We start from the raw sequence: 12,886 nt of genomic DNA, 5'->3' as shown, positions 1-12,886 counted from the left end.
TCCTGTCAACTGTCAGCAGCCCGGCCAGTCTCAGGCCGGACTGCTTCGGCATTGGGCAGGTCCCGCGCCGGCTCATCGGATGAAATCGTCGAAGCGGCGCAGCGTCACCCGGCGGCTGCGCCAGTTCTCGTCCTGGGTCCGCACGAGCAGGAATTCCTCGCCGTGAACGGTCGGTTCGGCCTTCAGTCGGAGAAAGTCACGGCCGCATGACGCTGGCCGAGCGCTCGGCGAACGACAGCGGATGCACGGTCTCCTTCTTTTGCGCCACCGGCGCAAAACCGAGCTTCTGGTAGAGCGGCAAGGCAGCCGGATGGTCGAGCGTGCAGGTCTGCACCGTTACCCGTTTCGGCCCATACGACCATGCTGCGGCGATCGCCGCACCGAGGAACCAACGGCCGATGCCTTGCCCGGTCGCATGTTCCATCATGCCGAAATAAGCGAGTTCGACTTCCTCTGGCAAATGCGGCTTGAGGTCGAAGAACCCGGCCGGCGCGCCGTCGAGATAAAGCACCCTGATGTCGCGGTCCTCGCGGTGGATGCCGGCGGCAAGCTCGTCATCGTCCAGCCTCAGCACATTGACCCAGTGCCATTTGCGTCCGACCCGATCCATCAGATAGCGGTAGAAATGCAGCGGAATGTCCTTGGTCCTGAGCAGCGCGATCTGCCTGTTGTAGGGCAACGGCGGCGAATAGGCCGGCGGCACATGCATTTCCAGAAACGTGACCGTAACCTCGATGTCGTCCAGCGCGCCATTTTCCATCGCCATCATTCCTTGCCCGTCACCACGGGCGTGTCTGCCAGCCCGCCCCATTCCGTCCATGAGCCGTCGTAGAGCCGGTTGTCGGTGTGGCCGAGCGTCTCCAGCGCCAGAGTGACGACAGCCGCCGTGATGCCGGAACCGCAAGAGGTGACGACCGGTTTCGACAGATCGATACCGGCATCCTCAACGGCCTTGCGCAACTGGTCCTTCGACAACAGCGCGCCATCCTGTGACAGCGCCGAATAAGGCAAATTGTGCGCGCCGGGCATGTGGCCGGAGCGAACACCCGCGCGGGGCTCTGGCTCGGCGCCGGTGAAGCGGCCCGCGCCTCGGGCGTCCGCAATCTGGCTCTCGCCAGTCTCGACGATGCGGCGCATGTCGGCAAGGCTGGCGACGCGAGCGGCATCGAAATCGGCATGAAACACATTCGGCGCGATCTTGGTCGGCTCCGCCGTCACCGGCCGGCCCGCCGCCTTCCAGCGGTCGAAGCCGCCGTCGAGCACATAGACCTGGAACACGCCCATGACGCGGAACATCCACCAGGCGCGCGGCGCCGAGAAGAAGCCCGGACCGTCATAGACGACGATGGTGTCGTCGGCCGAAATACCCATGGCGCCGACATATTGCGCGAAATGCTGCGGCGAAGGCAGCGTGTGCGGCAGCTTGGCATCTGGGTCCGAGGCCGCATCCTGGTCGAAGAAGCGCGCACCCGGAATATGCGCTGCCTCATATTCGGCGCGTGCATCGCGCTTCTGCGCCGGCAGGTACCAGGACGCATCGACGATCGTCAGGCCGGGCTCGCCAAGACGGCTCTGCAACCAGTCCGCATCGACTGTGAAAGGGCTGTCATCGGCCATCGTTGTTCTCCTGCCTTGTTGGCCGACTACTATATTTTGGCGGCCATTCGGTTCCGGATCCTGTTTGGCCCGACAATCTGAATGCGCAGCGAGCGCACGACGTAGTCAGCCGCAGCAGTGTGTTGATTCTGATTGTTTTCGTGTTTCGTGGCGAGTACGGAGTGATGGTTATGATCTGGGATGGGCGGGGTCAATAAAATCTCGACATGAGCAATCTCTTGTTTTCCCGAACTCCGAGCAATCCGGCTTCGCTCGGGCTTGTTTGCAATTTTCTTGCACACTATCCGCCTTTCGATGGTTACGAGTTCGGCTTGATGGTGAAGACGCTACGCTATCAAATGGATCAGCAGACACATATGATCGGCTCGATCGACGACGTTATCGTGGCCTACGTTGGATGGATCCAGACCAGTCGCGAGATAGCGGAGGCATGGGCGAAGAATGGCGGTCCGCTCAATCCTTTTCCCGGCGGCGACGCTACCGCCGTCACGGTGCTGGCGACGCGGTCTTCGTCCCATATCCTGCCACTTATCAAGAACGCCAAGCTCATAAACCTTGACAAGTCGGTGTTCTGGAAACGCGACTTCATTGACAACCGCGGCTCGGTCAAGCGTGCCGTCCGCAAGCGCGACATCTGATGAGTTCGGCCAAGCCTGCCGAGGCACTGACGCAAGAAATACTTATCCGGCTGGATGACCGGTATGCCGCAATGTTCGTGCGCATCTGGCGGCCAGCCGGCACGCCTCACGCCACAGTTTTCTGCCTTCACGGCTTCACCGGCAATGGTGCCGATTTTAACTACCTCGCCACATTCTTGTGCCGCAATGGTTTCCTGGTTGTCTGCCCAGACCTGTTGGGGCGCGGGCGTAGCGCCTATCTGGGCTCCGGCTACGACATCAACGTCTATTCCAAGTGCCTGCGCGCGCTTGGCGAGTTCGCCGGCACGGAGAACCACTTCATCGGCACTTCGTGGGGCGGCACGATCTTGCTGTTGTTTCTGCACATGACTCGCTCCAAGGCCACGAAAATCGTTCTCAACGACGTTCCAATGCTCGGCGGGCCTAAGGTCGACGCTATGAGAGACGATGTCATGAAGGAAAGTGCGCTTAAATTTGAGAGCCGTGCCGCTGCCAAGGACTATCTGGCCACCACCAGATCCCTCATGGGGCCGGTCGAGGACGCAGTGTTCAATCGCTATGTGGAGAACCGGATCGCAGCCGGTCCCGAGGGCTTCCGGCTCGCCTATGACCCCGCAACGACGGGAAATTTTGGCGCACTGACCGGCCGCCAATACGATCTTTTCCCAATCGCTGCCAAGATCGACGCCCGCGTTCTGTTGATGTACGGCCGCGACAGCCAATTCGTCGACCGGCAGGCCATCGAGCGCACACGGCTCGCACGGCCTGATCTGTGGCTTGTCGACAACATCGATGCTGGCGATCCGCCATCGCTGATGACGCTGGACCAGGCTCTGCTCATCCTGGGGTTCCTGTCTGCGGCCTGAAAATCTGGCGTGTGATTGTGGGTTGGTTCCGGATATGCATTTCGACGGTTTGTACAGTGAATACATCTCGGCGACCTATGATCGCCAAAGCTCAACCGAAAATCCCGCCAAGATCCTGATTTGCACCACTCCGCGAACGGCCGGGCATTCCTATTGCCAAACCTTGCAACAGTTCGGCTTGGGAATCCCAACCGAGTATTTTCAGTGGCAGTATGCCCTGCCGCTGATGATACGCTGGTCGGCCGACAACACAATTGATCTTGAAAAACTCAACGAGCGGGCAATGGCCTATGGTCGCCAGCTCCTGGCGAAAAGGACTGAGAACGGTGTGTTCGCTGCCAAGATCTTTTTTGAAAACCTGCCATTCGCACGCAATTCAATCGGCAACGACGACGGCAACTCGTTCTATGTCTTCCTCTCAAGAAGAAACAAGGTGGATCAAACCATAAGCCTGCTTTCGATGCTCCATACTGGCCAGCCGTTCGACGGTCGGGAGACGCTGCCTGGAATCCCCAAGGTGACAATTTTGACCGAGAGGGTTGCCAGGGATACCGCCCAACATATTTTCGACAGCGAAATCAGGTGGAAAAATTACCTGAACACCCTTGATCAGAGCAGAGTGGCTGAGGTCTGCTACGAGGACTTCATCGCCAACCAGCAGGAAAACGTTTCCGCCACGATGAGCGACTGGTTCCCAGGTTTCGAGTTGAAATCAAAAGCCGTATCGACGGGTGCGCGCTATGCGCATGATGCCGAACTCAAGGCCATGATCAAAAGGCAATTTGGGGACTATGTCGCTCGGTTTTGGCAGGACCATGCCTGACCCTGCGTTTCATCGACGCGAAACACTGACGGAGGCACCCTGCGCCGGGCGCAGTGCCAGCGCATAGTCGAACCGGATGACATCGTCGACCCGGCTAAAAGCAAACTGGCGCACTATGGCAAGGACTGCCTCCCGAACTTCCAGCCGGCCGAGACGTGCGCCACCGCACATGCGCGGTCCGGTGAGGAAAGGAATGAAGGCCCTCCGATCAAAGCTGTTGTCGAGGAACTCCTTCCGGCTGGCATCGAAGACACGCGGGTTTGACCAGAAAGCCGGGTTCTGGTGCACGCCGACGATCGACACCATGATCAATTGCCCGGCGTAGAGACGCCGACCTTCGAGAACCGTATGGGCACCGACTTCCCGGGTCAGGAACGGAATCGGAGGGAAAAAGCGCATCGTTTCGTTGATCATGCAATCGGTATACGGCGTCTGCGCATCGCCCGAGAGAACCTCGGCATGGATACGGTCTTGCACCTGCTGGTTTGCCCCCAGTCGATCGATCACCCAAAGTGCGGTCGTCACCGATGTCTCGACGCCTGCGAAGAAGTTCATGACAAACTCCTCCACCGGCGAGAAGCCTTCGATATCTGTGGCTTCGCTTCTAAAGCGGTCCATCTCCGCAGCGGCGCGGGGATCCGCCATCAGCAGCGATGCGAAATCGGCGACCACCGCGCGAGCGTCCTGGATAGCGTTCCCACGTTCGGCGGTCGTCGGCGTCACCCAGGAATAATATTGGAGACGCCTCAGAACGTCGCGGACCCTGTCGAGCAGCAACAGCGTCGCCGCCATATCGGGAACAAGGCCGAAAGCCCGGTAAAATATGGTCATCGACGCGGCGAACAACGCTTGCTGGATGGCTGGCAGCGTGGCGTCGCTACTGGACAGACAGGTGGCGAAGATTTCCGCAACGGGATGCTGCTGCGCCGGCTTGGCGGCCGCCAAATAGACGTCCTGGGTGATGGTACGCCGGACCGACCAATCCTGATCGTTCGTGTTGAAACGGCTGAAACCGAGCGCCGAGATCAGGGAGAAGTTCTTCCGAAAGAGCTCCGGCGCCTTGACGATTGTGTCGACGGCTTCCGGATTGTCAAAGACAACCATGTTGCCGAAGTCGCTGGGCCGACCACTCGTTTCCGCCTGCCCGCCATGAGCAAAAAGCGCATAGACGAGGTTGTTGAGAACGCTTTCGATTTGTATCCGGTCGTCCATCGATGCCCCCCGCGCAGCCGTAGACACCAGGCGGCCAGCGCCGACATCTCGACCAGAAACTCCTACGCTATCATATTCGATTCGCAGAGATAAAACGGGTTCTGTGGCAAACGCGTAACACTGCCCGATCAAATGATTATGGCAGCTATGACGAAAGGTGCCGCTGCGGTAGTGTGCGAGTGGGCTAATTCAATTCAGTTCGATTCCAGGCGGGGAAAAATGCGAAATCAGGTTTCAAGTAAGCTTCTTGCTACGGTTGCAGCGTCTGCCGCTTCGGTGACATCGGTTGGTGTGGTCGCGGCTCATGCCGCCGATGCACAGGTAACCGATCCTGCAGTGGTCGATTCCCGCATCAAGATTGCCTTCGAAGGCGCGGTCTATCAATCCAACGTCGACAAGCTTGGCGATACCAGCGACAAGCTCGGCAGTGGCAATGATTTCGGCGATCTCTACGGATCAGTGGCGCTCACCAAAGCGATTTCTTCGGATGTGGACTGGAGGCTCGCTGGTACTTTTCACGCCGGCCAGGACAACGACTTTAGTCTGAATGTCCCGCAAAGTGGCGGCGTCATCGGCCTGTCGTTCGGCAACAGCTACAATTTCCAAACGCTCGACTTCGATATCGGCAAGCATGTCGAGGCGCAGGGCGCCGACATCCGATTCTTCGGCGGTCTGCGCTTGCTGCACTCCAAGGAGAAGCTGAATTTCAATGTGAGCGCCACTCCCAATGATCCGGCCGACAAGGGCGGCAACGCTGACAAGCTTGGCTCATCCGAGTTCTACGGCATCGGTCCGCGCCTCGGCGCCGAAGTCTACTATCCGCTGGGTGAGACGTGGGGTCTTACCGGTGCGGTTTCGGGCTCGGCTATGTGGGGCCGACGGACGGACAAGTTTAGCCTCCACGAACATGAGAGCGATCCAAGCGATCCTACTCCTGATCCAGATATCAACGTCAGCGAAAGCCAGCATTCCAACAAGGTTGTTACCAGCATAGACCTTTCCGGTGGCGTGACTTTCAAACCGTGGGAAAATACCACGTTCACCGCAGGCTATCGGGTCGAACAGTGGCACAATCTGCTTGAGATGGCGGACAAGAGCACCCAGACATTCAACGGCCCGTTCCTGCGCCTCGAAGTCAAGATGTAGGCCGGCGGTTCGAGCCTCCCAGCTCGGACTACTGCTTCGAATGGATTGCAATTGACGGAACAGGAAGTGGCGTTTGAATCTAGGGTTGCCGTCAATGGCAACGTCAAACTGCACTACACAGCGGCGGGCTCAGGCCCGCCGATTGTGTTTCTGCATGGCATTCCGGATCACGGAATGGGCTGGCGCCGGCAGATGCAAGCGCTCTGCGACCGATATCGGGTGATCGCGCCGGACCTGAGGGGCTTCGGACAAAGCGATGGACCACAAGGCCATGGCAACTATGCGCTGACCCACCTGGTCAACGACGTGCTGGCTGTTCTTGCAGCGGAAAAGCTGACCCAGGCCGCTATTGTCGGCCATGACTGGGGTGGCATCATCGCATGGTGGCTGGCCATACGCGTGCCGCAGGTCGTGCGCCATCTCATCCTGCTGTCGGCACCGCACCCCCGCAACTATCTGCGTGCGGTCGCCGATCCGGCCAATGCCGAGATCATCGGATATGTACGTGGCTTCCAGGTCCCGGGCGCCACCCAGATGCTGGACATCGACAAACTCGCCACCTGGGTCGCCGATCCGCAGGACAAGCAGGCCCTGACAGATTCGCTCAGGCGATCCGATCCGGAAGCGATGCTGGGCTACTACAGGGCCAACATACCGCTTGGCAGGGTGCCGGATCTGGGCCAGCTGCCTTTGGTCAAGGCGCCGACCCTTGTGCTGTTTGGCTCCGACGATCCCTATGTGCCGTCAAGCGCTTTTGACGGGACCTTCCGAGAAGTCGACAACGTTACCGCCGTGATTGCTTTGCCCGGGGCTGGCCACTTCATCCACCATCAAGCAGCCAAGTTTGTCACCGAGCAGATCGAAGCATGGGTTGAGCGATCACCGTCCAGTTTCCGACACCTTGGTTAAGCCAAGGTGTCTCAGACCGGCTGAGCAATATAGAGGCCACGTGCTATTTGACCCTAATTCGCCGGCAGCGGTCCGAAGCGAATGCGAAAACGCCGGTTTTCGCGGCCCTTCTTCTCGATCTTGCCGATATGGATTTCACCGACTTCGCCGGTGCTTTTGACATGGGTGCCGCCGCAGGGCTGGCTGTCGATCGAAGCGTTGTCGCCGATGCAGACCAGGCGGATCTTGCCGGTGCCCGCGGGCGGCCGGACAGTCTTGGATTTCACCAGGCCAGGATTGGCTGCCAGTTCCTCGTCGGTGATCAGCCTGACGAAGATCGGATGATCGGCTCGCACCAGTTCCATCAGCCCGGCGGTGACGTCTTCCCTGGTGAAGCCGGCATCGGGAGCGTCGAAGTCGACGCGGCTGTCATCTTCGGAAACCGCAGCACCGGTAATCGGAAACGGACAGACGACGGTGAGCAAATGGCAAGCTGCGTGCATGCGCATCAGGAGATGCCGCCGCTCCCAGTCGATGGCGAGTTTCACCCGCTCGCCGACCTCGGGTGCCGGCTGCTCCGGCGCCGGCACCTGGATGATCTCGTCCTTGGTCTCGCCGGTGATGGTGGCGGCAATGACGATGCGGCTGCCGTCCGCGCGCTCTAATGTGCCGGTATCGCCAGGCTGGCCGCCCGATGTGGCATAGAAGATGGTCCGGTCGAGAATGATGCCGCCGCGCTCATTGATGGCGACAACAGTGGCGTCAGCCGCTCTGAGATAGGCGTCGTCGCGAAACAGCGCTTCTGTTCTGTGCGCCATCAGGCGACCTTCTCATACGGCACCGGAATTGTGCTGCGCTCATCCATCCAGCCCGGCACCGGCAGGTTCTTCTCGCGCAGGAATTCCGGGTTGAACAGCTTCGACTGGTAGCGCGTGCCATAGTCGGCAAGGATGGTCACGATGGTGTGGCCGGGGCCAAGCTCGCGCGCCAGCCGTATCGCGCCGGCAATGTTGATGCCGGTCGAACCGCCGACGCACAGGCCTTCTTCCTGGATCAGGTTGAAGACGATCGGCAGCGCTTCCTCGTCCGGCACCTGGAACGAGAAGTCCGGCGTGAACCCATCGAGATTTGCCGTGATGCGCCCCTGCCCTATCCCTTCGGTGATCGAGCTGCCATCGGACTTCAATTCGCCACTGGTGTAGAAGGAATAGAGCGCCGCACCCAGCGGATCGGCGAGCGCGATCTTGACGTTGCTGCTCCTGGCCTTCAGCCCGAATGCGACGCCGGCCAGCGTTCCGCCCGAACCCACCGCCGAGACGAAACCGTCGACCTTGCCGCCGGTCTGCGTCCAGATTTCTTCCGCCGTGGTGCGGATATGGCCGTCGCGATTGGCAACGTTGTCGAACTGGTTGGCCCAGATCGCGCCGTTCGGCTCCGACCTCGCCATCTGCTCGGCCAACCGCCCCGACAGTTTCACGTAATTGTTGGGGTTCTTGTAAGGCACCGCCGGCACTTCGATCAGCTCGGCGCCAAGCAGCTTGATCGTGTCCTTCTTTTCCTGGCTCTGGGTGTCGGGAATGACGATCACTGTGCGATAGCCCAGCGCCTTGGCGACCAGCGTCAGGCCGATGCCGGTATTGCCTGCCGTGCCCTCGACGATGACGCCGCCCGGCTTCAACAGCCCGCGTTGTTCGGCGTCGCGGATTATGAACAGGCCGGCGCGATCCTTGACCGACTGGCCGGGGTTCATGAGCTCGGCCTTGCCCAGGATCTCGCAGCCGGTCTGCTCCGAGGCCTTGTTGAGGCGGATCAGGGGCGTGTTGCCGATCGCTTCGATCACAGAACGGGGCATCCGGGATTCCTTATGTAGCTGCGGCGAGACCCTAGAAACCCGAAGCGTGCGTTTCAAGGCAAGAATTCGCCTGGTCCAGAGCATGATGCCGAAAAGTGTGAGCGGTTTTCGGCCGACATCATGCTCTATTCCCTTGATTCAGAGTCGGATGATGGCAGGTCTGTTCGACCTGCCATCATCCGTCTCTGGGCGCATTTCGGGCACTGCAATCTCCTGCGGCCGGACAACGCGCGATGACGATCATTTCAACCAGTACGGAAAAGCGCTCTTTTCATTCGATTTTTTCACCGCTAGAGCACTAATGACAGATCGGCAGGGCGCAGAATGACACTTTACCGGGCCAACCCGAAGCACGGCGTCGCCTGGATAACCGGCGGCAGCAGCGGCATCGGCCGTGCGCTGGCAAAGGACCTCGCGGCAAAGGGCTTTGTCGTCGCGGTCACCGCACTCGACGGCGACCCACTCGACGCGCTCATCGTCGAGACGGCGCAGATGCCGGGACGTGTCGTCGCCTACCCTTGCGACGTCACCGATGAGCCGCGCATGGCAAGCACGGTGGCGGCGATTGAAAAGGAGCTCGGGCCGATCATGCTCGCCGTCTTCAACGCCGGCAACTACATCGCCACGCCCGGCGAAGACCTCAGGGTCCGCGACTTTCGCCAGACCTTCGAGGTCAACTATTTCGGTATCATCAATGGCCTCGTCCCGCTCATGGAGCGCATGCGCATCCGTGCGCGCGGCCATATCGTGCTTGTCGGGTCGGTCACCGCCTATTTCGGCTGGCCGACCACGGCGGCCTATGGCGGCTCGAAGGCGGCGATCAACATCTTGGCCGAGTCGCTGAAATACGATTTCGACAAGATGAATGTACGCATCCAGGTGATGAATCCGGGCTTCATCGACACGCCGCTGACCGAAAAGAACATGCTGCCGATGCCGGGACTGATGCCGGTCAACCGCGCCTCGCGCCGCATGCTGCGCGGCATCGAGCATGGCGGCTTCGAGGTCACCTTCCCTCACCGGCTGAGCTGGGGGCTGAAGCTGCTGGCACTGCTGCCAAGGCCAGTCTGCCGGTGGTTCATCAGCACGGCGACCCGCTGGACAGGGCGGCCGCTGAATTTCGACCGCAAGCCGCCGAACGAATAGCTGTCCACAGCCCGGCTGTTGCCTGACTGCACCGGCCGCCATAGGCTTTAGAATTGTTGTGGAGTCTGAGATGGGGCGACGGATCGTGCTTGCGGTGCTGGGCGTCGTCATCATCCTTGTCCTGGTCCTCCTGCTTGGTCCGCGCGTTCCCGTCGACACAACAATCAGCTTCGACCCCAAGGTGATCGGCGACGATCCGCAAGCGTATATCGCGCGTGAAGAGGCTGCCGTGCCCAACGTCCGCGACGGGCTCGAGAAAGAAATCATCTGGGCCGATCCGATGGTTCACGCCAGGACGCCATTGGCGATCGTCTATATCCATGGCTTTTCGGCATCGAAGGGCGAGGTTCGCCCGCTGGCCGACGAGGTCGCCGACCAACTCGACGCCAACCTTTTCTACACCCGCCTCACCGGTCATGGGCAGGACGGCGCCGCTATGGCGCAAGGCAGCGTCAATGCCTGGATCAACGACTATGAGGAGGCGCTCGCCATCGGCCGGGCCATCGGCGACAAGGTGATCGTCATCGGCACCTCGACCGGTGGATCGCTGGCGGCATGGGCGGCGACTGAGCCTGGCGCATCGGACGGCGTCGCTGCAATCGCATTCATCTCGCCGAATTTCGGCATCAGGGCTTCAGGCGCCGAGCTGCTGACCATGCCCTGGGGCAGGCAGATCGCAGAGTTCGTCGGCGGCAAAGAGCGCAGCTTTACGACCCGCAACGCGCTGCACGAGAAACTCTGGACGCACACCTATCCAATGGCGGCCGTGCTACCGATGGCGGCGCTGACCAACCTTGCCTACGCAGCGCCTGTGGAGAAGGCAACCATACCGGCGCTGTTCATCTTCTCGGATTCCGACAAGGTGGTGCGCCAGGATCGCACCCGCGAAATCGCCGGCCGCTGGGGCGCACCGCATGAACTGGTGCCCGTCGACGACAATGGCGATCCCGACAACCACGTCATTGCCGGCGACGCGCTGTCGCCCTCGACCACGGCATTCCTGGCGCAGCGGATCGTCGTGTGGGTTCAGGCAATTACCGGTCAGCCCTAAACGAAAAAGGACGGCCGAAGCATTGCCCCGGCCGTCCTCATATTCAATCGTCAGCAATCAAGCCAGGCTCGACGAGCCTGACCGGTTCGTCTGATCAGGCAGCCCGCGCCGCGGGCCGCTTGCCGCCGAAGCGGCGCTTGTTGTTGCCCTTGAAGGCCTTGGCGCCTTCCGGTTTGCGCTCGCTTGCACCCGCAAAGGCCGGCTTGTCACCAAAACGCTTCTTGGCGAAGCCGTTGTTCTGGCCACCGGGCCGCCTGCCGTCGCGACGGCCATTGCGGTCGTTGCGATCATTGGCGGGCTCGAAGCGCTCGTTCTTTTCGGCCGGATTGCGCACCGGATCCGGGCTGCCGAGATGGTCGGCAACGATCGGCAGCTTGCTGCGGATGATGCGCTCGACCTGACGCAGCTTGCTGTTTTCGGAAGGATCGCAAAGCGTGATGGCGATGCCGTCCATGCCGTTACGGCCGGTACGGCCGATGCGGTGGACATAGCTTTCGGCCTCATCCGGCAGGTCGAAATTCACCACATGGCTGATGCCGGGAACGTCGATGCCGCGCGCCGCGATGTCGGTCGCCACGAGAATGCGCACCGAGCCCTCGCGGAAATCGTTGAGCGCCTTCTGGCGGGCGTTCTGCGACTTGTTGCCGTGGATGACGGCGGCCTTGAAGCCGTCGCGTTCGAGGTCCTTGGTCACCCGGTCGGCGCCATGTTTGGTGCGCGAAAAGATGATGACGGACTTCATCGCTTCGTCGGCGAGCATCGTCGACAGCACCTGGCGCTTCTGCTTGGTGCGGGCAAAGACAACGCCCTGCACGATTTCGGCAGCAGCGGTGCTCTGCGGCGCGACTTCGACGCGGATCGGGTTCTTCAACAGGCCCTTCGCCAGTTCGGCGATTTCATTGGGCATGGTGGCCGAGAACAGCACCGTCTGACGGTCGGGCGCGGTCGCCTTGGCGATCCGCTTGACGTCGTTGATGAAGCCCATGTCGAGCATGCGGTCACCCTCGTCGAGCACCAGCCATTTGGTGTCGGAGAGAATGAGGTCGCCCTCGCGCACCAGGTCGGTCAGGCGGCCGGGCGTGGCGATCAGGATGTCGACGCCGGGAGCGACCTTCTTCACCTGGCTGAAGCGCGAGACGCCGCCAAGCACGAGAGCGGTCGAGACATGCGCGCCCTTGGCGAGGATCTTGATGGTGTCCTCGATCTGGACGGCGAGTTCGCGCGTCGGCGCCAGGATCAGCGCACGGGTGGTCTTGGCCCGGCGCTTGGTGCCGAGCGCGATGATCTTCGACAGGATCGGCAGCGCGAAGGCCGCGGTCTTGCCCGAGCCGGTCTGGGCGATGCCGAAGATATCACGGCCTTCCATCTGCGGCGGGATCGCCTGCGTCTGGATCGGCTTCGGCTCGGTGAAGCCGGCGCCATGCGTCGCCTTGAGCAGCGCGCCGGCAATTCCAAGAGCTGCGAAACCGGTGAGCTCCGCAGTGTTGCCGGTCGAGATAGAGTTACCGGCTGAGGTGTTTTCGTTGGTCAAAATAGTCTTCTTTCACGCGGTCTTGGCCGCAAACATCGATGGCGGCAGGGCGCAACCTGCCGTCGAAAAATTTGATATGAAACGACAAGGCGGGCGGACGGTAACGTCCACTCGGC

13 protein-coding genes and 1 pseudogene are annotated in these 12,886 nt (G+C 60.9%); 7 read left to right on the top strand and 7 right to left on the bottom strand.

Annotated features, from left to right (window positions below; all coding sequences use genetic code 11):
* Positions 1 to 72 precede the first annotated feature (72 nt).
* The 3 genes and pseudogenes from NKJ58_RS22280 to sseA all read right to left on the bottom strand — a co-directional run.
* Positions 73 to 177: pseudogene (locus NKJ58_RS22280) on the bottom strand (OmpA family protein); the annotation flags it as partial.
* 19 nt (positions 178 to 196) lie between these two features.
* A complete protein-coding gene (locus NKJ58_RS22275) occupies positions 197 to 760 on the bottom strand; it encodes a GNAT family N-acetyltransferase (protein ID WP_023682574.1) in 564 nt (187 codons plus the stop codon).
* Positions 761 to 765: 5 nt separating this feature from the next.
* The gene (gene sseA / locus NKJ58_RS22270; RefSeq protein WP_352853822.1) at positions 766 to 1,617 is read right to left on the bottom strand and encodes a 3-mercaptopyruvate sulfurtransferase; all 852 of its coding nucleotides are present in this window, start codon (positions 1,615 to 1,617) and stop codon (positions 766 to 768) included.
* A 206-nt stretch (positions 1,618 to 1,823) separates the two neighbouring features.
* Between sseA and NKJ58_RS22265 the strand changes: the two genes are divergently transcribed.
* From NKJ58_RS22265 to NKJ58_RS22255, 3 genes are read left to right on the top strand one after another with little or no spacing between them, the layout of a single operon-like run.
* Positions 1,824 to 2,255, top strand: coding sequence for a hypothetical protein (locus NKJ58_RS22265; protein ID WP_023672793.1), 432 nt, complete (start codon positions 1,824 to 1,826; stop codon positions 2,253 to 2,255).
* The gene (locus NKJ58_RS22260; protein ID WP_352853820.1) at positions 2,255 to 3,121 is read left to right on the top strand and encodes an alpha/beta hydrolase; all 867 of its coding nucleotides are present in this window, start codon (positions 2,255 to 2,257) and stop codon (positions 3,119 to 3,121) included. Before NKJ58_RS22265 ends, NKJ58_RS22260 begins: the two co-directional genes overlap by 1 nt.
* A 34-nt stretch (positions 3,122 to 3,155) precedes the next feature.
* Complete coding sequence (locus NKJ58_RS22255) at positions 3,156 to 3,944, top strand: Stf0 family sulfotransferase (RefSeq protein WP_352853819.1); 789 nt, start codon at positions 3,156 to 3,158, stop codon at positions 3,942 to 3,944.
* A gap of 9 nt (positions 3,945 to 3,953) precedes the next feature.
* Here the strand turns inward: NKJ58_RS22255 and NKJ58_RS22250 are convergent, their stop codons facing one another.
* A complete protein-coding gene (locus NKJ58_RS22250) occupies positions 3,954 to 5,156 on the bottom strand; it encodes a cytochrome P450 (RefSeq protein WP_352853817.1) in 1,203 nt (400 codons plus the stop codon).
* 219 nt (positions 5,157 to 5,375) lie between these two features.
* On the opposite strand from NKJ58_RS22250, the gene NKJ58_RS22245 reads away from it, so the two are divergent.
* Positions 5,376 to 6,302: an Lpg1974 family pore-forming outer membrane protein gene (locus tag NKJ58_RS22245; RefSeq protein ID WP_156931562.1), complete on the top strand. Its 927-nt coding sequence runs from the start codon at positions 5,376 to 5,378 to the stop codon at positions 6,300 to 6,302.
* Between the two features lie 51 nt (positions 6,303 to 6,353).
* The gene (locus tag NKJ58_RS22240) at positions 6,354 to 7,211 is read left to right on the top strand and encodes an alpha/beta fold hydrolase (RefSeq protein ID WP_352853815.1); all 858 of its coding nucleotides are present in this window, start codon (positions 6,354 to 6,356) and stop codon (positions 7,209 to 7,211) included.
* Positions 7,212 to 7,264: 53 nt separating this feature from the next.
* Here NKJ58_RS22240 and NKJ58_RS22235 read toward each other — a convergent pair whose 3' ends face one another.
* Positions 7,265 to 8,008, bottom strand: a complete 744-nt coding sequence (locus NKJ58_RS22235) for an alanyl-tRNA editing protein (protein ID WP_352853814.1) — start codon at positions 8,006 to 8,008, stop codon at positions 7,265 to 7,267.
* Positions 8,008 to 9,042 carry a cysteine synthase A gene (locus NKJ58_RS22230; protein ID WP_352853813.1) on the bottom strand — a complete coding sequence of 345 codons (1,035 nt, stop codon included), beginning with the start codon at positions 9,040 to 9,042 and terminating at the stop codon, positions 8,008 to 8,010. Before NKJ58_RS22230 ends, NKJ58_RS22235 begins: the two co-directional genes overlap by 1 nt.
* A 324-nt stretch (positions 9,043 to 9,366) precedes the next feature.
* Between NKJ58_RS22230 and NKJ58_RS22225 the strand changes: the two genes are divergently transcribed.
* Together NKJ58_RS22225 and NKJ58_RS22220 are read left to right on the top strand one after the other, a co-directional pair.
* A complete protein-coding gene (locus NKJ58_RS22225) occupies positions 9,367 to 10,188 on the top strand; it encodes an SDR family oxidoreductase (protein ID WP_352853811.1) in 822 nt (273 codons plus the stop codon).
* 70 nt (positions 10,189 to 10,258) lie between these two features.
* Positions 10,259 to 11,239, top strand: a complete 981-nt coding sequence (locus tag NKJ58_RS22220; protein ID WP_352853809.1) for an alpha/beta hydrolase — start codon at positions 10,259 to 10,261, stop codon at positions 11,237 to 11,239.
* 94 nt (positions 11,240 to 11,333) lie between these two features.
* Here the strand turns inward: NKJ58_RS22220 and NKJ58_RS22215 are convergent, their stop codons facing one another.
* Positions 11,334 to 12,770, bottom strand: a complete 1,437-nt coding sequence (locus NKJ58_RS22215; protein WP_502900538.1) for a DEAD/DEAH box helicase — start codon at positions 12,768 to 12,770, stop codon at positions 11,334 to 11,336.
* Positions 12,771 to 12,886 lie beyond the last annotated feature (116 nt).

The organism is Mesorhizobium sp. M0139 (assembly GCF_040322455.1).
GTDB lineage: Bacteria > Pseudomonadota > Alphaproteobacteria > Rhizobiales > Rhizobiaceae > Mesorhizobium.
This window is presented reverse-complemented; position numbering and strand designations above follow the sequence as displayed.

Bases quoted from the DNA above. Each gene is read 5' to 3' on its own strand.
- NKJ58_RS22275 (WP_023682574.1), bottom strand. From the start codon at position 760: ATGGAAAATGGCGCGCTGGACGACATCGAGGTTACGGTCACGTTTCTG.
- NKJ58_RS22250 (WP_352853817.1), bottom strand. From the start codon at position 5,156: ATGGACGACCGGATACAAATCGAAAGCGTTCTCAACAACCTCGTCTAT.
- NKJ58_RS22220 (WP_352853809.1), top strand. From the start codon at position 10,259: ATGGGGCGACGGATCGTGCTTGCGGTGCTGGGCGTCGTCATCATCCTT.
- NKJ58_RS22245 (WP_156931562.1), top strand. From the start codon at position 5,376: ATGCGAAATCAGGTTTCAAGTAAGCTTCTTGCTACGGTTGCAGCGTCT.
- NKJ58_RS22225 (WP_352853811.1), top strand. From the start codon at position 9,367: ATGACACTTTACCGGGCCAACCCGAAGCACGGCGTCGCCTGGATAACC.
- NKJ58_RS22255 (WP_352853819.1), top strand. From the start codon at position 3,156: ATGCATTTCGACGGTTTGTACAGTGAATACATCTCGGCGACCTATGAT.
- NKJ58_RS22260 (WP_352853820.1), top strand. From the start codon at position 2,255: ATGAGTTCGGCCAAGCCTGCCGAGGCACTGACGCAAGAAATACTTATC.
- sseA (WP_352853822.1), bottom strand. From the start codon at position 1,617: ATGGCCGATGACAGCCCTTTCACAGTCGATGCGGACTGGTTGCAGAGC.
- NKJ58_RS22230 (WP_352853813.1), bottom strand. From the start codon at position 9,042: ATGCCCCGTTCTGTGATCGAAGCGATCGGCAACACGCCCCTGATCCGC.
- NKJ58_RS22265 (WP_023672793.1), top strand. From the start codon at position 1,824: ATGAGCAATCTCTTGTTTTCCCGAACTCCGAGCAATCCGGCTTCGCTC.
- NKJ58_RS22235 (WP_352853814.1), bottom strand. From the start codon at position 8,008: ATGGCGCACAGAACAGAAGCGCTGTTTCGCGACGACGCCTATCTCAGA.